General features: G+C 65.3%; 22 protein-coding genes. 7 read left to right on the plus strand and 15 right to left on the minus strand.

The annotated features are described in order from the left end of the window. Position 1: 1 nt before the first annotated feature. Positions 2 to 409, plus strand: a complete 408-nt coding sequence (locus JQ603_RS33530; RefSeq protein ID WP_212346495.1) for a F0F1 ATP synthase subunit epsilon — start codon at positions 2 to 4, stop codon at positions 407 to 409. Between the two features lie 150 nt (positions 410 to 559). Next, a complete protein-coding gene (locus JQ603_RS33535) occupies positions 560 to 2,239 on the plus strand; it encodes an adenylate/guanylate cyclase domain-containing protein (protein WP_212346498.1) in 1,680 nt (559 codons plus the stop codon). Positions 2,240 to 2,500: 261 nt separating this feature from the next. Here the strand turns inward: JQ603_RS33535 and JQ603_RS33540 are convergent, their stop codons facing one another. The 9 genes from JQ603_RS33540 to JQ603_RS33580 all read right to left on the minus strand — a co-directional run bounded on the left by JQ603_RS33540 (position 2,501) and on the right by JQ603_RS33580 (position 10,867). Next, positions 2,501 to 3,001 carry an RNA pyrophosphohydrolase gene (locus JQ603_RS33540; RefSeq protein WP_212346502.1) on the minus strand — a complete coding sequence of 167 codons (501 nt, stop codon included), beginning with the start codon at positions 2,999 to 3,001 and terminating at the stop codon, positions 2,501 to 2,503. A 64-nt stretch (positions 3,002 to 3,065) separates the two neighbouring features. Then, positions 3,066 to 3,572 carry an RNA pyrophosphohydrolase gene (locus JQ603_RS33545; protein WP_212346504.1) on the minus strand — a complete coding sequence of 169 codons (507 nt, stop codon included), beginning with the start codon at positions 3,570 to 3,572 and terminating at the stop codon, positions 3,066 to 3,068. 73 nt (positions 3,573 to 3,645) lie between these two features. Continuing rightward, positions 3,646 to 4,863 carry a divergent polysaccharide deacetylase family protein gene (locus JQ603_RS33550; protein WP_212346506.1) on the minus strand — a complete coding sequence of 406 codons (1,218 nt, stop codon included), beginning with the start codon at positions 4,861 to 4,863 and terminating at the stop codon, positions 3,646 to 3,648. Between the two features lie 160 nt (positions 4,864 to 5,023). Beyond that, complete coding sequence (locus JQ603_RS33555) at positions 5,024 to 6,379, minus strand: S41 family peptidase (RefSeq protein ID WP_080137445.1); 1,356 nt, start codon at positions 6,377 to 6,379, stop codon at positions 5,024 to 5,026. Next, the gene (locus tag JQ603_RS33560) at positions 6,376 to 7,725 is read right to left on the minus strand and encodes a murein hydrolase activator EnvC family protein (protein WP_212346508.1); all 1,350 of its coding nucleotides are present in this window, start codon (positions 7,723 to 7,725) and stop codon (positions 6,376 to 6,378) included. The genes JQ603_RS33555 and JQ603_RS33560 overlap by 4 nt, the downstream gene beginning before the upstream one ends. A gap of 33 nt (positions 7,726 to 7,758) precedes the next feature. Further along, positions 7,759 to 8,241, minus strand: a complete 483-nt coding sequence (gene rlmH / locus JQ603_RS33565) for a 23S rRNA (pseudouridine(1915)-N(3))-methyltransferase RlmH (RefSeq protein ID WP_212346510.1) — start codon at positions 8,239 to 8,241, stop codon at positions 7,759 to 7,761. Positions 8,242 to 8,337: 96 nt separating this feature from the next. After that, the gene (rsfS, locus tag JQ603_RS33570; protein WP_018643875.1) at positions 8,338 to 8,694 is read right to left on the minus strand and encodes a ribosome silencing factor; all 357 of its coding nucleotides are present in this window, start codon (positions 8,692 to 8,694) and stop codon (positions 8,338 to 8,340) included. Positions 8,695 to 8,903: 209 nt separating this feature from the next. Beyond that, on the minus strand, positions 8,904 to 9,548 hold the full coding sequence (locus JQ603_RS33575; RefSeq protein WP_212346512.1) for a nicotinate-nucleotide adenylyltransferase: 645 nt from the start codon (positions 9,546 to 9,548) through the stop codon (positions 8,904 to 8,906). Positions 9,549 to 9,571: 23 nt separating this feature from the next. After that, positions 9,572 to 10,867 carry a glutamate-5-semialdehyde dehydrogenase gene (locus tag JQ603_RS33580; RefSeq protein WP_212346516.1) on the minus strand — a complete coding sequence of 432 codons (1,296 nt, stop codon included), beginning with the start codon at positions 10,865 to 10,867 and terminating at the stop codon, positions 9,572 to 9,574. A 193-nt stretch (positions 10,868 to 11,060) separates the two neighbouring features. Here JQ603_RS33580 and JQ603_RS33585 point away from each other — a divergent pair, with 193 nt between their 5' ends. Both JQ603_RS33585 and JQ603_RS33590 read left to right on the plus strand, forming a co-directional pair. Continuing rightward, positions 11,061 to 11,339 carry a type II toxin-antitoxin system ParD family antitoxin gene (locus JQ603_RS33585; RefSeq protein ID WP_157286469.1) on the plus strand — a complete coding sequence of 93 codons (279 nt, stop codon included), beginning with the start codon at positions 11,061 to 11,063 and terminating at the stop codon, positions 11,337 to 11,339. Continuing rightward, positions 11,329 to 11,625: a type II toxin-antitoxin system RelE/ParE family toxin gene (locus tag JQ603_RS33590; protein ID WP_212346518.1), complete on the plus strand. Its 297-nt coding sequence runs from the start codon at positions 11,329 to 11,331 to the stop codon at positions 11,623 to 11,625. The genes JQ603_RS33585 and JQ603_RS33590 overlap by 11 nt, the downstream gene beginning before the upstream one ends. A 16-nt stretch (positions 11,626 to 11,641) precedes the next feature. Here JQ603_RS33590 and proB read toward each other — a convergent pair whose 3' ends face one another. Further along, a complete protein-coding gene (proB, locus tag JQ603_RS33595; protein ID WP_212346520.1) occupies positions 11,642 to 12,763 on the minus strand; it encodes a glutamate 5-kinase in 1,122 nt (373 codons plus the stop codon). Between the two features lie 214 nt (positions 12,764 to 12,977). Between proB and JQ603_RS33600 the strand changes: the two genes are divergently transcribed. Both JQ603_RS33600 and JQ603_RS33605 read left to right on the plus strand, forming a co-directional pair. After that, positions 12,978 to 13,943: a Bug family tripartite tricarboxylate transporter substrate binding protein gene (locus tag JQ603_RS33600; protein WP_212346522.1), complete on the plus strand. Its 966-nt coding sequence runs from the start codon at positions 12,978 to 12,980 to the stop codon at positions 13,941 to 13,943. Between the two features lie 17 nt (positions 13,944 to 13,960). Next, complete coding sequence (locus JQ603_RS33605) at positions 13,961 to 14,464, plus strand: hypothetical protein (RefSeq protein WP_212346525.1); 504 nt, start codon at positions 13,961 to 13,963, stop codon at positions 14,462 to 14,464. Positions 14,465 to 14,596: 132 nt separating this feature from the next. Here JQ603_RS33605 and JQ603_RS33610 read toward each other — a convergent pair whose 3' ends face one another. From JQ603_RS33610 to JQ603_RS33625, 4 genes are all read right to left on the minus strand, one after another. Continuing rightward, entirely contained in the window at positions 14,597 to 16,231 is a 1,635-nt protein-coding gene (locus tag JQ603_RS33610; RefSeq protein ID WP_212346527.1) for an alkaline phosphatase family protein, read from the minus strand. Between the two features lie 213 nt (positions 16,232 to 16,444). Continuing rightward, positions 16,445 to 17,485 (minus strand): GTPase ObgE, encoded by a 1,041-nt coding sequence (gene obgE / locus JQ603_RS33615; RefSeq protein ID WP_212346529.1) that lies wholly within the window; start codon positions 17,483 to 17,485, stop codon positions 16,445 to 16,447. 109 nt (positions 17,486 to 17,594) lie between these two features. Continuing rightward, complete coding sequence (locus JQ603_RS33620; protein ID WP_212346531.1) at positions 17,595 to 18,197, minus strand: ATP-dependent Clp protease adaptor ClpS; 603 nt, start codon at positions 18,195 to 18,197, stop codon at positions 17,595 to 17,597. A gap of 218 nt (positions 18,198 to 18,415) precedes the next feature. Continuing rightward, a complete protein-coding gene (locus JQ603_RS33625) occupies positions 18,416 to 18,895 on the minus strand; it encodes a MaoC family dehydratase (protein WP_212346534.1) in 480 nt (159 codons plus the stop codon). A gap of 119 nt (positions 18,896 to 19,014) precedes the next feature. Here JQ603_RS33625 and JQ603_RS33630 point away from each other — a divergent pair, with 119 nt between their 5' ends. Beyond that, positions 19,015 to 19,929 (plus strand): DMT family transporter, encoded by a 915-nt coding sequence (locus JQ603_RS33630; protein ID WP_212346537.1) that lies wholly within the window; start codon positions 19,015 to 19,017, stop codon positions 19,927 to 19,929. 65 nt (positions 19,930 to 19,994) lie between these two features. On the opposite strand, the gene JQ603_RS33635 is transcribed toward JQ603_RS33630, so the two are convergent. Beyond that, complete coding sequence (locus JQ603_RS33635) at positions 19,995 to 20,588, minus strand: GNAT family N-acetyltransferase (protein WP_212346540.1); 594 nt, start codon at positions 20,586 to 20,588, stop codon at positions 19,995 to 19,997. Positions 20,589 to 20,634: the final 46 nt, after the last annotated feature.

Raw genomic sequence — 20,634 nt, forward strand, 5'->3', positions numbered from 1 at the left:
TATGGCCACCTTCCACTTCGATCTCGTCTCTCCGGAAAAGCTCGCCTTCTCGGGCGAGGTCGACCAGGTCGACGTCCCCGGTTGGGAGGGCGACTTCGGCGTGCTCGCCGGACATGCTCCCCTCGTGGCTGCGGTGCGGCCGGGTATCCTGACGATCATCGCCGGCGGCCAGAAGCAGAAGGTCATCGTGCTCGGTGGGCTCGCGGAAGTGTCCGACGATCGCCTGACCGTGCTGGCCGACGTCGCCACGTCGATCGAAGAGCTTGATCGGGCGCAGTTCGCCGACCAGATCGCGGAAATGCAGGAAAAGCTTTCCGAGAAGGAAGGCGGCGAGCTCGATCTCGCGATCGCGCGGCTCGACCATTACAAGAGCATCCAGCACGAGCTCAACACGACGGCTATGCACTAAGCCCCGGCGCAGCCGCTCCGGGGCTCAGGCTCAAAATTCCTGAATAAGTTCAGCGCTCGTCACGACCGTGGCGGGCGCTGAAACTTTGTTGCACCGCGCCAGAGATAGCGGCATTCTGCGCCCGCGAATTTGTTCCGGGGCGGGTCACAGATGAAACGCAAGATCGCGGCGATTTTCGCAGCCGATATTGCCGGGTATTCGAGGCTGGTCGCGGAAGACGAAGAGGAGACGCTGCGGCGTCTCGCCTCCTATCGCGAAGTCATCGACGATTTCATCGCAAAGGCGAACGGCCGAATCTTCAACACGGCGGGCGATGCCGTGCTCGCGGAGTTTCCGAGCGCGGTCGATGCGGTGCGCTGCGCGATCGACATCCAGGAGAGCTTGCGAACCCGCAACATGGCCTATCCGCCGAGCCGGCAGATGTCGTTCCGCATCGGCATCACTATCGGCGACGTGGTCGAGCGCAACGGCGATTTGTTGGGTGACGGCGTCAACATCGCCGCGCGGCTGGAAGGCCTCGCCGAGGTCGGCGGCATCTGCGTCTCCCGCGCCGTGCACGAGCAGGTCGCCAACAAGCTGTCGGTGCAGTTCGCCGATATCGGCGCGCAGGAGGTGAAGAACATCCCGACGCCGGTCCATGCCTACATGGTGGCGATGCGGCGCGAGGACGGCAGCTATTCCAAGCCGCAGGTGAAGAAGGCGGCTTCCAAGGTGGCCGCCGCACCGGTGTGGATGTGGCCGCTGGTGGTTGCCGTCGTCTCGATCGTCGGCATCATCGTCACCGGCTTCCTCTACAACACCAAGCTCAAGCAGACCGCGAGCGTCGCAGCCCAGCCGGCCGCGGCACCGGTTGCCGTGCCGAGCGCAACCCCGACTGCGATGGCCGCGTCGCCGACTCCGATGCCGACCCAAATGGCAAAGGCGCCGATGGCTCCGATGCCTCCGTCCAATGCCGGCGCTGCGATGGCGCCGATGCCTGCGCCATCGCCCTCCGCCGCGCCGATGACAGGCAAGCTCGCGGCCGACGGCGTGCCCTTCATCAACGAGCGCGTCCGCAACTATCTGGCGGGCGACTATGCGGCGGCCGGCGACTACAAGGCCTTCGCGCTCAATGTCGGCGGCTTCACCGGCTCGGTGTTGAACCAGCCGAGCGAGGAGGCCGCGCGCAACGGCGCGCTCGAGCAGTGCCAGAAGCGTGCCGATGCCGCGCAATCGCCGCGGCGCTGCGAGCTCTATGCGGTCGGCAACAATGTCGTCTACGCGCACGGCAGGCCGCCGATGCCGCCGGCGCCGTACTTCCGGCATGACGCCATGACCGAGCGGGCGTTCGCCTCGAAGGATTTTCCGATCGTGCGCGATCCGCAAAAGGTCCGGCTCGAGAACATGTTCGTGCCGGCGGCGAAATCCCGCTCGGTCGCGCTCGGACCGGGCGGACAATATTTCATGGTGCTGGGCGCATCATCCGCCGAGGACGCGGCGCGGCGTTCGCTGGAATCGTGCGGTGCGATCGCGGGCGTTGCCTGCATGATCGTCGCGGTCGACGACAATTTCGTCGTGCCGATCCCGACGCTGCTCCGGATCACCGGCTTCTTCCACGCCGCGAGCAATCCCTCGATCGTGGCCGATGCCCGCGACGAGGTCGTGCGCAAGCTCGGTGATGCCATGGGCTGGAACGCCATCGCCGTCGGCACCTCGGGCCGCCCCGGCCTCGGCCTCAAGGCCGCCGACGAGCAGACCGCCGTCAACTCCGCGCTCGCCGACTGCGCCAAGCGCGACCGCGATTGCCACGTCATCGCGATCGGCCCGTTCACGGTGGGACCGATCAATTAGGGCTGGCTCTGATTGTGCCCCACTAGCGCTCCGACATAGGTGCGTTCCCTCCCCCCTTGCGGGGGAGGGCTAGGGAGAGGGGTAGCCACGAACTCAGATCTCGCCCGGAGCCACCCCTCTCCCCTACCCTCCCCCGCAAGGGGGGAGGGAGCGCAGCGGAGCGAGTGGTGGCGTCTTGCCTCCCTCACTCGGAAACTTCGCGCGAAAATTCTCTCGTGATTTCAACCCCGCTCTACTGTGCATGGGGTTGTTTTCGCAGTTTCACTTTCCGAACGCGGCAAACTCTCGCGCCACGGCGCGGTAGACGTCGCGGCGGAACGGCACCACGAGGTCGGCGACGCGGTCGAGGCGCTCCCAGCGCCAGGCGTCGAACTCGGCGGGCTGGCCGTTGCGCGGCGTCAGCGGATCGATCTCGTCGTCCTTGCCGGTGAAGCGCAGCGCGAACCACTTCTGCCGCTGGCCGCGGAATTTTGCGAGGCGATGCGTCTGCGGTCCGTCGTAAGGCGGAAACTCGTAGGTGAACCAGTCGGTCTCGCCGAGGAATTCGGCGCTGACGACGCTGGTCTCCTCCCACAGCTCGCGCATCGCCGCATCGCGCAGATTCTCGCCCTCGTCGACGCCGCCTTGCGGCATCTGCCAGTCGAGCCCCGGCAGGATGATCTCGGGCCCGTCGCCCTTGAAGCGGTGGCCGATCAGCACGCGGCCGTCGGCGTTGAACAGGGCGATGCCGACGTTGGGGCGGTAGGGTTTATCGTTCGACATGCGGCTACATCTTTGATCGTCATTCCGGGTTCGTGCTTCGCACGCCCCGGAATGACGATGCAAATCATTCCTCCGCCAGTGCGGAAAATTCCTTCACCACGCGCTCGTAGACCGGGCGCTTGAAGGGAATGATCAGCTGGGGAAGATTCTTCATCGGCTCCCAGCGCCAGCTCACGAATTCGGCCTTGTGGCCGCCGCCGCCGGGCTTCTCGACGTTGATCTCGCTGTCCTTGCCGGTGAAGCGCACCGCGAACCATTTCTGGCGCTGGCCGCGATAGCGGCCCTTCCAGGCGCGGCCTGCGACCGTGCGCGGGATGTCGTAGATCAGCCAGTCCGGGACCTCGCCGAGCCGCTCGACCGAGCGCACGCTGGTCTCCTCATAGAGCTCGCGCTTGGCGGCGTCCCAGGTGTCCTCGCCGGGATCGACGCCACCCTGCGGCATCTGCCAGACATGGGCGTCGTCGACATGCTCGATGCCACCGGCGCGGCGGCCGATGAACACCAGTCCCTTCGCATTGATCAGCATCACACCGACGCAGGTCCGGTAGGGCAGATCCTCGTAACGCGCCATTCCGCCAGACCTCTTGCCTGCACTTGGTGGGCATGCCGGTCCCGCGCGACCCGTGCCGTACCAATCCGTTGATTTAGCTGGATTTTGATTTCAGCATCGCGGTTGTCAATGGCACCAAAAGGATACCTCGGTCGCCCAATGTCCTGGTCCAGGCACTGACGCGCTCGATGGAGACCGGCAGGGCCGAGGCGGTCCCGACGGCGACGCCGCGCTCGCGGGCGGTCGATTCGAGCTTGCTCAGGGCGCGGTCGATCTCGGTCGGGGTCGGCACCACGTCGATCGCGATGTCGCCCTTGCCGAACGGCATCGACGCATTCGCCGCGGCCTGCGACGCGATGCTGCGCGGTGAGGAGCCGTCGTCGAAGAAGCCGAGGCCGCGCTTGGCCGCCTCGCGGATGATCGGCTGCATCGCCGGCTCGGTCGCGATGAAGCGGGCGCCCATGAAATTGGCGAGGCCGGCATAGCCCTGCATCCGGCTGAGGTGCCAGTACAGGCGGTCCATGTTCTGGTCGGGGCTGAGCGAGGTCAGCAGCGTCTGCGGCCCCGGATCGTTGTCCGGGAAATCGTAGGGCTCCATCGGGATCTGCAGGAAGATCTCGTGGCGCTGGGCCCGCGCCCGCTCGGCGAGCTTGCCGGGATCGGCGCCATAGGGCGTGAAGGCCAGCGTCACCGCCGGCGGCAGCTTCATGATCGCGTCGGTGGTCTTGGCGGCGCCGACGCCGAGGCCGCCGATCACGATGGCGACCACCGGCATCCTGGCGGCCTTGGCGCGGTCGGCATCCGCCGCATAGACGTTAAACGGCTTCAGGTCGCCGGCGACCACGGGGATCATGCCGTAGCGCGACTTCTCCAGCAGCTTTGGATCGATCCCGGCCATCACCGGCGGCGAGGCGGACGCCGCCTCGCCCTTGTCGGCGGCATCGCCGGCGCCGATCACCACGTCGCGCCGCGCACCGGTCGAGCCGTCGATCATGGTGACGGTCTTCTGCTCACCGGGGGCGGCCTGCTTCGGCGCCGTCTCGTGCTTGCCCTCTGGCTTGCTCTCCGAGCCTTGGCCGGAGGCTGCCGGCTTCTCGTCCGTGACTTTGGGCTCGCGGATCGCGATCCGCGTCATCGGCTCGCCGCCGAGCGGGTCCTTGTTGAAGATGGCGAAGCCGGCAAAGGTAACCAGGAACAGCCCGAGCAGCACGGCCAGCAGCTGCATGGCGGTGAACGGCAGCCGCAGCCGGCGCTTGCGGCGCGGCTTGTCCTGTCCGAGCGGGGCGCTCAGATCATCGGCCGTTTCAGTCATGCCCGATCCCGAATCACTGATCCCGACGATACCACGGCGCGGTCAAGCGGCGGCAGGCCGGGATAGGCCGGGGACGACAGGAGTTCCAAGCAAAAAGGGCGGCTCGAGGAGCCGCCCTTTTCGGAAGATTGCTTGATGCGCCGACTTAGTTCGCAGCCACTTAGTTCGCCGCCTTGGGCTTGTCGGTCGCGGCCTTGTCGGCACCCGGGGTGGGCGCGGCGGAGGCGCTGTTCTTGATGCCGTGGAGCAGGTCGTCGGCGAGCTTGAGCGCCTTGTCGTCCTTGGCATCCGGCGGCACGTAGGACTGCGAGCCGGTCTTCTCGTCGCCGTCGTTCTTGAGATGGCCGCGCAGCGAAGCCTCGCCCTTGGTGTCGGTGCGCGACTTCAGCTCGTCCGGCACGTCCTGCAGCACTTCGATGTCGGGCACGATGCCCTTGGCCTGGATCGACTTGCCCGACGGCGTGTAGTAGCGCGCCGTGGTCAGGCGCAGCGCGCCGTTGCCCGAGCCGAGCGGGATGATGGTCTGCACCGAGCCCTTGCCGAACGAGCGCGTGCCGACGATGGTCGCGCGCTTGTGGTCCTGCAGCGCGCCGGCGACGATTTCCGACGCCGAGGCCGAGCCGCCATTGACGAGCACGATGACCGGCTTGCCCTTGGTGAGGTCGCCGGCATGCGCGGTGCGGCGCTGGGTCTCCTCGGCATTGCGGCCGCGGGTCGACACGATCTCGCCCTTCTCCAGGAACGAGTCGGACACGGTCACCGCTTCCTCGAGCAGGCCGCCCGGATTGTTGCGGAGATCGATGATGTAGCCCTTCAGCTTGTCGCCGATCTGATTCGAGAGGTTGGCGACCTCGCGCTTCAGGCCTTCGGTGGTCTGCTCGTTGAAGGTGGTGATGCGGATATAGGCGATGTCGTCGGCCTCGACGCGCGCGCGCACCGAGCGGACGCGGATGTTGTCGCGCACCAGCGTCACGTCGAGCGGATTGTCCTGGCCCTTGCGGATGATCTTGAGCTTGATCTTGGTGTTGACCGGACCGCGCATCTTCTCGACCGCCTGGTTCAGGGTCAGGCCCTGCACCGCCTCGTCGTCGAGATTGGTGATGATGTCGTTGGCCATGATGCCGGCGCGCGAAGCGGGCGTGTCGTCGATCGGCGAGACCACCTTGATCAGGCCGTCTTCCATCGTGACTTCGATGCCGAGGCCGCCGAACTCACCGCGGGTCTGCACCTGCATGTCGCGGAAGCTCTTGGCGTCCATGTAGCTCGAATGCGGATCGAGGCCGGTGAGCATGCCGCTGATGGCGGATTCGATCAGCTTGGTGTCGTCGGGCTTCTCGACATAATCGGAGCGCACGCGCTCGAACACGTCGCCGAACAGATTGAGCTGGCGATAGGTGTCCGCGGTGGCGGCTCGCGCGCTGGAGCCCATGAACACCGCGCGCGGCTGGGTCACGAACAGCGTCAGCGCCGCACCGGTGGCCGCGCTGAGGAGGATTACTGAAGTCTTGCGCATCATCCGCGAACCTTCTCGCCTTCATTTGCGGCCCACCATGGGCCTGGATCGATTGGAGTGCCGTCTTTACGGAACTCGACATACAGCACAGGTTGACTCGCGTTCGTGGCGAGAATGGAGGCGACTTGAGAGGTCGATCCCATGGTCGCGACAGGCTCCCCCGTGAGCACAAACTGTCCGATGTTGACCGAAATGCGCTCCATCCCGGCGATCAGGACATGATACCCGCCCCCGGCGTTGAGGATCAAGAGTTGTCCATAGCTGCGGAACGGCCCGGCATAGACAACCCAGCCATCGCACGGCGTCGTGACCTGGGAGCCGGGCTTTGTCGCCAGCGAAATGCCCTTCTGGACACCGCCGACCCCGTCGGAACCGCCAAAGTCCCTGATCTTGTTACCGTTAACCGGAAGCGGCAGGAGGCCCTTGGCCGAGGCGAAGGCGATCGCGGGGGTGGTCCGGGACCGGTCCTTGAAAGCGGCGGGGCCGGATTTGGCGCTGGCGGCCGCGTTTGCCGCCGCCTTGGCCTCGGCCTGCCTTGCCGCCTCGGCGGCCTTCTCTGCGGCCTTGGCGGCGCTCTGCAGGTCCTGCTCCATCTTGGTGATGAGCCCCTGGAGATCGCCGACCTGCCTTGAAAGCGCGATCGCGCGCGAGCTTTCGGCGTCGAGGTCCTTTTCGCGCGCCGCCTGCTGGCGCTGCCGCTCGTCGATCAGCGCGGTGAGGCGGGTCTGGTCGCTCCGGACCTTGTCACGGTCGGCGGCGAGCTGGTCGCGTTCGCTCGCGATGTTCTTGCGCAGGGCCACGAGCTCGCCGAGCTCGCCTGCGATCTTCTCCGCGCGGCCGCGCAATTCCGGCACGACGGCGCCGAGCAGCATCGCCGTGCGCAAGGATTGCAGCGCATCCTCGGGGCGCACCAGCAGCGCCGGCGGCGTGCGCCGGCCGGCGCGCTGCAACGCCGCCAGCACCTCGACGATGTCGGCGCGGCGCGAATCGAGCGAGGAGCGCATCTGCTGCTCGCGGCCGTTCAGCGTCTTCAGCCGCGTTTCGGCTTCGTCGATCTTGGTCTCGACGCTGCGCACATTGGCGGCTGTGTCGATCAGCTGCTGATTGAGCTGGGTGCGGTCCTGGCCGAGCGCGGTGATCTCGGCCTTGAGCTTGGCTTGCGCTTCCTCCGCGCTCTTCTGCCTCGCGCGCGCAGCTTCCAGCTCCTGCTCGCGCTGCTTGATGGCGTCGGGCGAGACGGCCGCGGTCTGGGGCGCCGGCGCTGCCGTCTGAGCTTGCGCGAGGCTTGTGCCTGCGAGGTTTGCGCCTGCGAGGCTTGCAATCAGCAGGTTGAGGACGGGCGCTCGCATCGCTTTAGGCAAAGGTGCTCGTTGTGGCGCGGATCACGCGCGGTGATAGGGGTGGCCGGCCAGGATGGTGGCGGCCCGATATAGCTGTTCCAGAAGCATGACGCGGACCATTTGGTGCGGCCAGGTCGCAGAGCCGAACGCGATCGCGAGCTTGGCCTTACGGCGCAATTCGGGCGAAAGTCCGTCCGCCCCTCCGATCATGAAGATAGTATGTCCTGCACCCTCGTCTCGCCAGCGCCCGAGATGCCGTGCGAATACGGTAGAGTCGAGATTCTGGCCACGCTCGTCCAGTGCCACCAGGATGGATTTTTCCGGAATATGCGCCGAGATCGCCGCGGCCTCTTCAGTCATCCGAGTCGCGGTGTCGCGCGCGCGGCTTTCGGGAATTTCGTGGATGCTGAGCTCGCGGAATCCAAGCTTGCGGCCCACCTCGTCGAACCGCTCGAAATAGCGGTCGGCAAGCTCCCGTTCGGGGCCCTGCTTCAGCCGGCCCACCGCAATGACAGCAACGCGCATGATGTTTCAGGGTCGTGTTTTCGAGACCGCGCGCATTCCGCGCGCGCACGACGCTAACATGCGCGTCAGCCGATTCGAAATCGGCTTCGTCAGCCTCTAGATCGCCTTCGCCGCCCCTGGGCCCTGCGTGTACAACCGCTCAAGGTTGTAGAACTCGCGGACCTCGGGTCTGAACACGTGCACGATCACATCGCCGGAATCGATCAGCACCCAGTCGCAATTGGGCAAGCCCTCGACATGGATGTTCTTGATGCCGGTTTCCTTGAGGCCCTTCGTCACGTTCTCCGCGATCGCACCGACGTGCCGGTTCACCCGGCCGGTGGTGACGATCATGTAGTCGGAGTATGCCGATTTGCCGCGAAGGTCGATGGTGACCGTCTCTTCCGCCTTCATATCCTCGAGGCGGGAGAGGATCAGGCTCAGCGTCTTGTCGGCGTCGGGTTGCGCCTTCAAGGCCGCAGCTTTGGTCGATGTTTTACGCGTAGGCTTAGCAACCTTGGGTAAAACAGACTTGGACAATACAGATGTGGCCAGGGACCATTCCTTTCACTGTATCGCGAGGGCCGAATCCGGCACTCACGGGTGACACTACATCATGTGGGGTTAAGGGTTTCAATATGCCAGAGAGGCCAACATCCCCCACGAAGCCGGCACACTCCGTCTCACTTCGTACCTTTCCAGCTCCCGTCCGGGTTCCGTAAGCCCGTCGAGGACAGATTCAGCTTCAATCCGGTCAGGAACACCCAGGCCGGCGCCGACTGGTCCGCGAGCAGCGCTGCCTTGTTCTCCGGCAGACGGTAACGAGATAGCGCCTGGGCGGCGGGCGAGGCGAGGGCGCGAAAACTCTGCGGCGGGCGATCGATGACCGCCATCGGCACCTGGCCGGCGATGCGCCGCCAGTCCTGCCAACGGTGGAATTGAGCGAGGTTGTCGGCGCCCATGATCCAGACAAAGCGCAGGCCGGAGAAGCGGCGGCGCAAGGTGTTGATCGTGTCGATAGTATAGCGGGTGCGAATGACGGATTCGAGACAGCTCACCTCGATGCGCGGATCGTCGGCAACGTCGCGCGCGGTCTGCATGCGCTCGCCGAGCTCGCGCAGATTGCCGTTCTCCTTGAGCGGATTTCCTGGAGTCACCAGCCACCAGACTCGATCGAGCTGCAATCGCTTGAGCGCGAACTGGCTGATGGCGCGATGCGCCTGATGCGGCGGGTTGAACGAGCCGCCGAGCAGGCCGATGCGCATGCCCTCCGTGTGGGGCGGGACCGCTTGCGCCACAAAACGCGGCACGACGAATTTGTTGCTCAATGCCCCGCGCCTTGCAACGTTGCTTACGGCCGCGTCTGCCCGGTGCCGTGAACGCGATACTTGAAGCTCGTGAGTTGCTCGGCGCCGACCGGGCCGCGGGCGTGGAAGCGACCGGTGGCGATGCCGATCTCGGCGCCGAAACCGAACTCGCCGCCATCGGCGAACTGCGTCGAGGCGTTGTGCAGTACGATCGCGGAATCGACCTCGCTCAGGAATTTCTTCGCCGCACGCTCGTCGGCGCTCACGATGGCATCGGTGTGATGCGAGCCGTGGTTCTGGATATGCGCGATCGCGCCGTCGACGCCGTCCACCACCTTCGCCGCGATAATCGCCTCGAGATATTCGGTGTCCCAATCCTCGTCGTTTGCAGGCTTGACGCGTGCATCGGCCTTCTGCACGGCATCGTCGCCGCGCACTTCGCAGCCGGCATCCAGCAGCATCTCGACCAGCGGCTTCAGGCTCTTGCCGGCGGCCGCGCGATCGACCAGCAGCGTCTCGGCCGCGCCGCAGACGCCGGTGCGGCGCATCTTGGCGTTGAGCACGATCGACTTCGCCATGGCGAGATCGGCGCTGGCATCGACATAGACGTGGTTGACGCCTTCGAGATGCGCGAAGACAGGCACGCGGGCCTCCTGCTCGACGCGCGCGACGAGGCTCTTGCCTCCGCGCGGCACGATCACGTCGACGGCGCCGTTCAACCCTGAAAGCATCATGCCGACCGCCGCGCGGTCACGCGTCGGCACCAGCGTGATCGCAGCTTCAGGCAGGCCCGCTTCGCGCAGACCCTGCACCAGGCAGTCATGGATCGCGCGGCACGAGCGAAAACTGTCCGAGCCGCCGCGCAGGATCACGGCATTGCCCGACTTCAGGCAGAGCACGCCGGCGTCCGCCGCAACGTTGGGACGGCTCTCGAAGATCACGCCGACGACGCCGAGCGGCACCCGCACGCGCTCGATGGTCATGCCGTTCGGCCGCTGCCAGCTCTCGGTGACGACCCCGATGGGATCGGCGATGCCGCGTACGATGCCGACGCCTTCGGCCATCGACTCGACCCGCGCCGGCGTCAGCGTCAGGCGGTCGATGAAGGAGGAGGTCATGTTGCCGGAGGCGCGGGCCTCGGCGACGTCCTCGGCATTGGCGGCAAGGATCGCGGCCGCGTTGGCGCGGACTGCCCGCTCCATGGCTTCCAGCGCCCGGTTCTTCTGCTCCGGCGGCGCCAGCGCCAGCACACGCGCGGCAGCGCGGGCACGGGTGGCGAGATCGGACATCAGCGCCTGAAGATCGGCATTGCCGTCAACGGCTTTGAGGGGGGCGGCCATGGGGGTTCAACCTTCTGCTAAGGCGGTGTCCTAGCACGGAAATCCCGCTCTTGCGAAGGGCGGGGCGGGTATGGCAGGGGCCCGGTTCGCGCCGCCGGGTCGGCCAATGGCCCGGTCGCGCTGAAGGCATGGGGCATCCTTGCGGGATACCCAAATATCAATAAGTATCATATTTTGATAACGGAGCCGTCCCATGGCGAGCAGCTACAGCATCGGCAAGCATTTCGAGGATCTGATCGACACTCTGGTCGAGAGCGGCCGCTATGCCAGCGCGAGCGAGGTGATGCGCGAAGGCCTGCGCCTCGTCGAGGAGCGCGAGGAGCGGCGCAAGCTCAAGCTGGAGGCGCTGCGGGAGGAGATCCAGAAGGGTTTTGACAGCGGGCCGATGGAGGAGGTCGATGTCCAGGAATGGATGAACGACATCAAGGCGCGGGGACGGCAACGTTTGGCCGCGCGCAAACGTGGCAAATAGATTTCGCAAAGCCCCGCAAGCAGACCTCGATCTCGATTCGATCTGGGACTTCATTGCTTCAAACAGTGTCCGGGCCGCCGACAAGCAGATCGCGCGCATCGGCGAGATATTCGAAATGCTCCGGGAGAATCCGCTCGCAGGGCGGGAACGCCGGGAGTTGAAGACTGGCCTGCGCAGCTTCCCGGTCGGCAATTATGTGATCTTCTATGCTCCGTTACCGGACGGCGTCGAGATTATCCGCGTTATGCACGGCAGGCAGGATATCAGCGCCGAAGACATGCAGTAGCCGGCGCACGTTCGGCCTACCCGCCCACCACCAGATCGTCGCGGTGGATCATCTCCGCGCGGCCGCTGATGCCGAGGATGGCCATCACATCCGGCGAGGAGCGGCCCTTGATCCGTTCGGCGTCTTCAGCGTCATAGGCGATCAGGCCGCGGCCGATCTCGCTGCTGTCGGGGCCGCGCACGATCACGGCATCGCCGCGGGCGAACTGGCCCTCGACCTTGATCACACCGGCCGGCAGCAGGCTGGCGCCGGCGCGCAGCGCGGTCACCGCGCCCGCATCGATCGTCAGCGTGCCCTTCGGCTCCAGCGTGCCCGCGATCCAGCGCTTTCGCGAGGTGATGGGATTGGCGGGCGTCAGGAACCAGGTGCAGCGGCCGCCATCGGCGATCGCCTGCAGGGGATGCTCGATCTTGCCGGAGGCGATCAGCATGTGGGTGCCGCCGGTCGTCGCGATCTTGGCGGCCTCGACCTTGGTGCGCATGCCGCCGCGCGACAGCTCGGACTCTGCATCGCCTGCCACCGCCTCGATCTCCGAGGAGATGCTGTCGACGACGGGAATGAGCTTGGCGTTCGGGTTGTTCTTTGGCGGGGCGTCGTAGAGCCCGTCGATGTCGGACAGCAGCACGAGCAAATCGGCGCTCGCCATGGTGGCGACGCGCGCGGCGAGGCGGTCGTTGTCACCATAGCGGATCTCGGTGGTCGCGACCGTGTCGTTTTCGTTGATCACGGGAATGGCGCGCCACTCCAGCAGCTTGCCGATGGTGGAGCGCGCGTTGAGATAGCGGCGGCGCTCCTCGGTGTCCTGCAGCGTGACCAGGATCTGGCCGGCATCGATGCCGTGGGCCCCCAGCACCTCCGACCAGATCCGCGCCAGCGCGATCTGGCCGACGGCAGCGGCGGCCTGGCTCTCTTCCAGCTTCAGCGGACCGCGCGGCAATTTGAGCCGGCTGCGGCCGAGCGCGATCGAGCCCGAGGACACCACGAGGACGTCGCGCCCTTCCTTGTGCAGCTTGGCCATGTCGTCGGCGAGCGCAGCGAGCCAGGACGCCCGCACCTCGCCCTTGTCGGAATCGACCAGCAGCGCGGAGCCGACCTTGACGACGATGCGGCGGAATTGACTGAGTTCGGGGCTGGCCATGTGTCTATGTGTCGGCGCGTGTGTGACTGACTGCTCTGCGTTGGAAACGGCGGAGCGAGGGGCGGCGCCGGTAAGGCCTGCTTTTGCAGCAGGACGATGGCCGGCGCAAGGCGGGTCGGATGGTAAACGGCGCGGGTCGGGCTTGTCTTTGGCCTTGTTTCGGACGGCAGTGCGGTTCTAATGCCGCCAATCAAATGGTCTGGAGGGGAAACGTATGGATCGTCGCAAGTTCATGGCCGGATGTCTCGGCCTGCCGCTGCTGGCGCAGCTGGGCGAGGCGCAAGCGCAGGCCGGCCTGACGAAAATCATCTTCCCGTTTGCAGCCGGAGCGGGCGGCGACACGCTGTGCCGGCTGATTGCGCAGGAGATGGCCCCGGTGCTGCAGCGGACCATGGTGGTCGAGAACCGTACCGGCGGCGACGGCCTGATCGGCATCAAGGCGGTGAAGGGCGCGAGCCCCGACGGCAGCATGGTGCTGGTGACGACAGGGCCGACCATGTATCTGCTGCCCATGGTCGAGGCGACGCCGAGCTTCGACACGGACAAGGATTTCATGCCAGTGTCGCTGCTGGCGCGATTCGAATTCGCCGTCGTGATCGGCCCGGGGATCGATGCGACGGACTTCAAAGCATTCGTCGGCTGGTTGAAGGCGCATCCGGACAAGACCTCGTTCGGCGTTCCCAGCAACGGCACCATTCCGCACTTCATGGGCTCCAGGCTCGAGAAGGACCTCGGCATTCCCCTGACCCGCGTGCCCTATCGCGGCAGCGCACCGATCCTCAACGACCTCGTCGGCGGCCATATCTCGTTCGGCATCACGACATTGGCGGATGCGTTGCCGCAGCATCGTGCCAAGGGCGTGAAGATCATCGCGGTCTCGAGCGCGGACCGATCGCCTTTCGCCCCGGAGGTCCCGACGCTGAAGGAGAGCGGCATCGATCTCGTTGCTGACGCCTGGTACGGCATGTGGCTCCCCGCCGGCAGTCCGCCGGAATTTGCGAGCAAGCTCGGCGCCGCCGCAAGCGCGGCACTCGCCAAGCCCGAGGTGAAGGAGAAGCTCACCGCGATCGGGTTGATCCCGGTCGGCAGCAATGCGGAGGGATTGTCCAAGGAGCTGGCTGCCAACACGGCGTTCTGGCAGCCGATCGTGAAGGCGACGGGATATAAGATCGAGAATTGAATCTGGTTTGCGGGGCCATGACACAGCGGTTACTCGGTGCAGCGCGCGTATTTGCAAGCCACTATCAGATCGTCGTGTGTGACGATCCGTTCAGGCCCCTTGGAAGCGAAGAGAACTGGGACGCGGAGAAAACAAAGCAAGGTTTTGCCGGCGTGCCTGCGTTTCGGATGATTAACACCGAAGCTGATCTCAATGACCATTGGGTTGAGCTCGTGTCGAGCGATCTGCCACCTTCATCGGAAGAATGGCAGCGAATCACGTGCGTGCATTTCCATTCCGGAAGCGGGCGGATCCACGTCATGTCGGTGATCGATCATGATCCGGCACTCTCCGCAGAAGTCGAGTGCGGCGATTATGCCGTCTACGCGGCGGCGCAAAATCTCGGGATCGATCAGTCGAGCCTTGGCGAAACCGCGAAACTCTCGGATGCCGAAATTGCCGAGCGGAGGGATATTGAGTGGTATCGACTCTTTCTGGTGCCAGGTAAGCCTGAATTTGAAGGGCGCGTGGTTGATCGCTAGCTGGCCGCGGGCTCTATCCCCTCATCCTGAGGAGCGTGCTCTTGCGCGCGTCTCGAAGGATGAAAGGCCCGGCTGTGGCAGCGGGGCCTTCATGGTTCGAGACGGCGCTTCGCGCCTCCTCGCCATGAGGGTCTACATCTTCGCGCGCTGGGCGATGCCGTCCTTGATCGCCGCGAGCTCTTTCTCGTCCCAGATGCCGATCAGAACCCCACCCTTCACCTGGAGCTGATTATCCGCATAGGCCGCGATCTTCTCGCGCGGCGTCGTGATGTGGTCGTTGGGATGCAGCGCCCAGTCGAACAGCTCGGCCTGCAACCGCGCGATGATGCCGGCGCATTCTGGATCGTCGCCGCGATCGACATATTCCTGCGGATCGGTTTCGAGATCGTACAGCATCGGGCGGAAGCCGGAGGCGTGGATGTATTTCCAGCGGCCGTCGAACACCATGAACAGGCGGCAACGCTCGATCGGCTGGTTCAGCTTCAGCCGCACATCCTGCATCGCATAGTCGTATTCCGAGAACGCCACCTTGCGCCAATCGCCCGGCGTTGGCCCGCGCAGCAGCGGCAGCAGCGAGCGTCCTTCGAGGATGTGGCCCGGCACCTTGCCGCCGAAATAATCGACGAAGGTCGGCGCGAGATCGATGCCTTCGACCAGTGCGTCGCTGCGTGTGCCGCGCGTAGCGTCGGCTTCCTTGGAGGGATCTATGATGATCAGCGGGATCTTGGCCGACTGCTCGTGGAACAGGTCCTTCTCGCCCATCCAGTGATCGCCGAGATAGTCGCCGTGATCGGAGGTGAACACGATCATGGTGGTTTCCAGGAGATCACGTTCCTCCAGGAATTTCATCAGCACGCCCATCTGGTCGTCGATCTGGGTGATCAGGCCCATATAGGTCGGGATCACCTTTTCGCGGGCATCGTCGCGCGCCATGTTGCGGGAGTAGCGCATGTCCATATAGGCGCCGAACACCGGATGCGGATTCTGCCGCTCGCGCTCGGAGCGGATCACCGGGATCATGTCATCGGTCGAATACATGCTCGCATAGGGTTCGGGCGCGATGTAGGGCCAGTGCGGTTTGATGTAGGACAGGTGCAGGCACCACGGCCGCCCATCGGTTTCGGCCTCGCTGATAAAATCCATCGCGCGCCGTGTCATGTAGGGCGTCTCGGAATGCTCGTCCGGCACGCGCGCGGCCTTGTCGGCGTGCACCAGCAGCCAGCCGTTCTGCAGCGAGCCGTCCTCGGCCGCGCCGGAATTGGCCCAGTGCTCCCAGGGGTTGGTGGCTTCAAAACCTTGGCTGCGCAGATACTCATCGTATTTCGGGCGCGGCCGTCCGGTCGGATGCAGGCCGTCGTCGCGCTCATAGGGTTCGAAGCCGCATTCGGTGACATGTACGCCGATCATCGATTCCGGCGGGATGCCGAGCGCCTTCATGCCTTCGAGGTCGGGCGCCATGTGGGTCTTGCCGACCAGCACGTTGCGCACGCCGATCTTGTTGAGATGATCGCCGAGCGTGGGCTCGCCGACGCGCAGCGGCCAGCCGTTCCAATGCGAGCCATGCGAGCGCATGTAGCGCCCGGTGTAGAACGACATCCGCGACGGCCCGCAGATCGGCGACTGCACATACGCCTTCGAGAACAGCACGCCGCGCCTCGCCATGGCGTCGATGTTGGGCGTCTTCAGCGTGGGATGACCGGTGCAGCCGAGATAATCATAGCGAAGCTGGTCGCACATGATCCAGAGAACGTTTTTCGCGCGCGCCATGCGTTATCCCTGCCGTTTCTTGAGTGATTGATGCTGCGATATCGCGCCAGTGAAGACAACTGTTGAGAGAGGTCGCGCCACACATTCAGTGTCGTCCCGGCGAAGGCCGGGACCCATACTCCGCAGCGGAAGTTATGACGTGAGCCGGCAATGACCAGTCTTCGCCAAATCACATTCGGTGGTTATGGGTCCCGGCCTTCGCCGGGACGACAATCAAGCCGACCACGGCTCCGCTTCCGCCGCGCTCTTCGCCTTGGCGGAGACCGGACTCTCGCCGATCACGTCCGCGAGCGCGCGCAAGGCTTCCTTCACGCCCTGACCGGTGACACCCGAGATCAACAGCGGCGTCTTCTTGGCGGCGCGCTTCAACCGGTCCTTCTGCTTCTTGAGCTCGTCCGGCTCGACCGCGTCGATCTTGTTCAGCGCGACGATCTCGATCTTGTCGGTGAGCTGTCCGCCATAGGCATCGAGCTCCTTGCGCACCGTCTTGTAGGCCTTGCCGGCGTGCTCGCAGGTTGCGTCGATCAGATGCAGCAGCACGCGGCAGCGCTCGACATGGCCGAGGAAACGGTCGCCGAGGCCGGTGCCTTCATGCGCGCCTTCGATCAGGCCGGGAATGTCGGCGAGCACGAACTCGCGGCCGTCGGCGTTCACGACGCCGAGCTGCGGATGCAGCGTGGTGAAGGGATAGTCGGCGATCTTGGGCCGCGCCGCGCTGACCTTGGACAGGAAGGTCGACTTGCCGGCATTGGGCATGCCGACGAGGCCGGCATCTGCGATCAGCTTCAGCCGCAGCCAGATCCAGCGCTCCTCGCCGGGCTGGCCGGGATTGGCGTTGCGCGGCGCGCGGTTGGTCGACGACTTGAAATGCGCATTGCCGAAGCCGCCATTGCCGCCCTCGGCCAGCACGAATTTTTCGCCGACCTTGGTGAAGTCGTGGATCAGCGTCTCGCGATCCTCGTCGAAGATCTGCGTGCCCATGGGGACCTTCAGCACGATGTTCTTGCCGTTGGCGCCGTGGCGGTCCGAGCCCATGCCATTCTCGCCCTTCTGGGCCTTGAAGTGCTGCTGGTAGCGGTAGTCGATCAGCGTGTTCAGCCCGTCGGCGACCTCGATGATGACATTGCCGCCGCGGCCGCCATTGCCGCCGGAGGGACCGCCGAATTCGATGAACTTCTCGCGGCGGAACGCCACGCAGCCGTTCCCGCCGTCACCGGAGCGGATATAGACCTTTGCTTCGTCGAGGAATTTCATGGGCCATAGGTAGGCCAGCCGGGCACGCCCGGCAACCCGGACTTACCCGCAAATCGGCCGAAATCCTGCGAATTTCGACCCTTGCTTAACTCCCGATCCCGCTCTTGCCTCAATTTGGCAATGGTCGGTCTTGGTCCGGCGCATCGCCGGCTGGCAGCAGGACGCAGCGAAGCGGATGCTGGCGGGCCGCTGCAAGATTCTGGATTTTTTCACGAAGGACGGCAGCCTCGGCGCGGGGGAAGATCCCGCAGGAGCCGCGCTTGCGCGCGTGGGTGGAAAACATGATCGCGGTGGCGCGCTCGCGGCTCATCCCGAAGACGTTTTCGAGAACGAAGGTTACGAACTCCGCCGGTGTGTAGGAGTCATTGAGCAGGACGAGTTCCAGATAAGGCGCATCGCCGCTGTCGGCTTCGACATCCGCAATCGCGCCCTTGGCGATACCATGGCTCAGATAAACCAGGGCATCGTAGCGGGTTGCGCCCTGTGCGAGAAGGAAGCGCCCGACCGGCTCGGCGAACAGCTCGACCAGCATGTCGGCGCCGGTCACGACCGTCCGTTCGGACAGCTGTGCCTCGTTGAAGGCAAGCTGGAGCACGTGACCGAGGCCCGTCGTCGGGTCCGTCGCGCCTTCGGACTCGATATCCCGACGCAAGCGCGTCAGGTCGATGCCGCAGGCCTGCATCACCGGCGATGCGTCCTCGTCCTCGATCAACGCAATCAGCAAATCCTGCGGGCCTGGATGCGTGCAGCCTTTCGCTCGCGTGGCGGACGTCGCGCGCTGCAGCGAACGCTTGAATGTCTCGGAGCAGGGCGGAAGCAGTGCCATCGCGGGCCTTCGTGTGCGGGCGGAGCGTGCACGGGGTTTGTCGGCACGTTCTCCGCCGTGGTTCACAAGGGGGCGGCCTGCTCCGCTCGCGCGAGACGGCCCCGCTATTCCGGCCGCCGCCGGATCAGGAATTTCTGCATGCCTTCCAGCACCAGCTCCTTGCGCTGGTTGAACACGGTACTCCCTAGCGTGACCACGCCCGTCGTGCGTCCCGGCACCAGCCCGGTGACCTCGAGCGCGGGATAGATGGTGTCGTCGGCGTAGACGGGCTTGAGGAACCGGCTCGACTGCTCGAGGAAGCCGACCAGGGAGTCCTCGACCATGAACGGAAACAGGCCGGCGCCGGGCGCGGTGTGGATCAGGGTCTGGAAGCCGTGGGCGAGCAGATGCGGCATGCCGCGGCTGCGGCAATATTCCACGTCGTAATGCACGGGATGGGTGTCGCCGCTCGCGGTCTGGAATGCCGCGAACACCGCGGAGGTCTGGGTCCGGCTCGGCAGCACGAAGCGTTCGCCGACCACGAAATCCTCAAACCAGCGTTGCGTGGGGATCATGCGATGCTGCGTCGGATCGAAATCGGTCATGTCACGGCTCTTTTCTCGGTGCGCCCTCTATCGCTACCGCGATGCGAAGAGTGCGACAATCCGTTCAATTCGGCGGTGGCGGGCTTGTCCCGCGCGTCCACGCAACTAAAACGGCGCCAATGCCCTTCTTCAAGAATCTCTCCGCCTATGACGACCGCTCCGCGCGCCTGGCCGGCATCGCGCTGATGGTGCTGTCGATCTTCATGTTCTCGTTCGGCGACGCCATGGGCAAGTTCCTGGTCGGGACCTATTCGGTGGGGCAGCTCTTGTTCCTGCGCGCCTGCGCGGCGCTGCTGTTGCTGTCGCCGCTGATCTGGAAGCAGCGCCACCAGTTCCTGCATCTGGAGCGGCCGGGCCTGCAGCTGTTTCGCGTCGTGCTCTCGACGCTCGAGGTCGCCGCCTTCTTCCTCGCCACGGTCTATCTGCCGCTCGCCGACGTCATCACCTATTATCTCGCCGGCCCCATCTTCGTCACCGCGATGTCGGCGATCTTTCTGGGCGAGAAGGTCGGCTGGCGGCGCTGGACCGCGATCCTGATCGGCTTCTGCGGCGTCCTGATCGCGTTGCGGCCGTCGGCGCAGACCGTCAGCCTGCCGGCGCTGATCGCGCTCGGCGGCAGTCTGTCCTTCGCGACCTTGATGCTGATCACCCGCAGCCTGCGCAAGACGCCCGACATCGTGATGGCGTCCTCGCAATTCATCGGCACGTTCTCGCTGGGCGCGGTGCTCTCGGCATTCCACTGGGTGCCGCCGACGGCGGGCAGCCTCGTGATCTTCGCGTTGGCCGGGCTGATCTCGGTGACCGCGCTGTTCTGCGTCAACCGCTCGCTCAAGCTGGCGCCGGCCAGCGTCGTGGTGCCGTATCAATATTCGATGATCGTCTGGGCCGTGATCTTCGGCTTCGTCGTGTTCGGGGATGTCCCCTCGATCGCGACGATCGTCGGCGCGGCGATCATCATCGGCGCCGGGTTCTATATCTATCTGCGGGAGCGGGATCTGGGGCGGCAGAGCGAGCAGGTGAATCCGCCGGCCTAACCACGAATCGAATGTCGTCCCGGCCTGCGCCGGGACGACATTGGAGAGTGAGGCGCGGCCTCCGCCTACCTCACCCGCCGCGCACTGCTCCAGCTCTTCAGCGACGCCCAGACGCCGCGGGAGAGACGGAAGTAGTCGACGGGCGTGGAGGAGCCCAGCGCCAGGAAGCGGTGCAGCTGGACGCCACTCCACTGGAAGCCGCACTTCTCCAGCACCTTGCGCGAGGCCGGGTTGGTGACGCGGGCGCCGGCATGGAGATGGTCGTCCTCGTACTCCTCGAAGAAGAAGTCGATCGCCCCGCGCGCAGCTTCGGTGGCGAAGCCCTGGCCCCAATGCTCGACGCCGAGCCAGTAGCCGAGCTCGGCATTGCCGGGCTTCGAGCAGTCGATCCCGACCATGCCGACCGGGCCGCTGTCGTGCTCGATCAGGAACACGGTCTCGCTGCCGAGCTCGGCGGTGGCGCGGATGAACTCGACGGCGTCGTCCTGCGAATAGGGATGCGGCAGGCGGCGCGTGTTCTCGGCGACGCGGCGGTCGTTGGCGAGCCGGGCGATGGTCCTGACATCGGCGAGTGTCGGTCGCCGCAAGGTCAGCCGCTCGGTGGCGACGACATCAGGTCTCGCCTCCTGCAAGGTCGCGCTCGAGAAATCCTGCAACATGTCCGGCTCCGTGAAAGTCACTAAGTCAAAGTGAGCAAGTCAAACA

Origin of the sequence: Bradyrhizobium liaoningense (genome assembly GCF_018130825.1) — a bacterium.
GTDB classification, from domain to species: Bacteria; Pseudomonadota; Alphaproteobacteria; order Rhizobiales; family Xanthobacteraceae; genus Bradyrhizobium; species Bradyrhizobium liaoningense_B.

What these genes read in the sequence shown, in the direction of transcription:
- JQ603_RS33555 (WP_080137445.1), bottom strand. Translation starts at nt 6,379, where the DNA reads ATGATGCGCAAGACTTCAGTAATCCTCCTCAGCGCGGCCACCGGTGCG.
- obgE (WP_212346529.1), bottom strand. Translation starts at nt 17,485, where the DNA reads ATGAAATTCCTCGACGAAGCAAAGGTCTATATCCGCTCCGGTGACGGC.
- JQ603_RS33585 (WP_157286469.1), top strand. Translation starts at nt 11,061, where the DNA reads ATGGCGAGCAGCTACAGCATCGGCAAGCATTTCGAGGATCTGATCGAC.
- proB (WP_212346520.1), bottom strand. Translation starts at nt 12,763, where the DNA reads ATGGCCAGCCCCGAACTCAGTCAATTCCGCCGCATCGTCGTCAAGGTC.
- JQ603_RS33610 (WP_212346527.1), bottom strand. Translation starts at nt 16,231, where the DNA reads ATGGCGCGCGCGAAAAACGTTCTCTGGATCATGTGCGACCAGCTTCGC.
- JQ603_RS33535 (WP_212346498.1), top strand. Translation starts at nt 560, where the DNA reads ATGAAACGCAAGATCGCGGCGATTTTCGCAGCCGATATTGCCGGGTAT.
- JQ603_RS33540 (WP_212346502.1), bottom strand. Translation starts at nt 3,001, where the DNA reads ATGTCGAACGATAAACCCTACCGCCCCAACGTCGGCATCGCCCTGTTC.
- JQ603_RS33580 (WP_212346516.1), bottom strand. Translation starts at nt 10,867, where the DNA reads ATGGCCGCCCCCCTCAAAGCCGTTGACGGCAATGCCGATCTTCAGGCG.
- JQ603_RS33605 (WP_212346525.1), top strand. Translation starts at nt 13,961, where the DNA reads ATGACACAGCGGTTACTCGGTGCAGCGCGCGTATTTGCAAGCCACTAT.
- rlmH (WP_212346510.1), bottom strand. Translation starts at nt 8,241, where the DNA reads ATGCGCGTTGCTGTCATTGCGGTGGGCCGGCTGAAGCAGGGCCCCGAA.
- JQ603_RS33600 (WP_212346522.1), top strand. Translation starts at nt 12,978, where the DNA reads ATGGATCGTCGCAAGTTCATGGCCGGATGTCTCGGCCTGCCGCTGCTG.
- JQ603_RS33560 (WP_212346508.1), bottom strand. Translation starts at nt 7,725, where the DNA reads ATGCGAGCGCCCGTCCTCAACCTGCTGATTGCAAGCCTCGCAGGCGCA.
- JQ603_RS33530 (WP_212346495.1), top strand. Translation starts at nt 2, where the DNA reads ATGGCCACCTTCCACTTCGATCTCGTCTCTCCGGAAAAGCTCGCCTTC.
- JQ603_RS33630 (WP_212346537.1), top strand. Translation starts at nt 19,015, where the DNA reads ATGCCCTTCTTCAAGAATCTCTCCGCCTATGACGACCGCTCCGCGCGC.
- JQ603_RS33550 (WP_212346506.1), bottom strand. Translation starts at nt 4,863, where the DNA reads ATGACTGAAACGGCCGATGATCTGAGCGCCCCGCTCGGACAGGACAAG.
- JQ603_RS33625 (WP_212346534.1), bottom strand. Translation starts at nt 18,895, where the DNA reads ATGACCGATTTCGATCCGACGCAGCATCGCATGATCCCCACGCAACGC.
- JQ603_RS33545 (WP_212346504.1), bottom strand. Translation starts at nt 3,572, where the DNA reads ATGGCGCGTTACGAGGATCTGCCCTACCGGACCTGCGTCGGTGTGATG.
- JQ603_RS33635 (WP_212346540.1), bottom strand. Translation starts at nt 20,588, where the DNA reads ATGTTGCAGGATTTCTCGAGCGCGACCTTGCAGGAGGCGAGACCTGAT.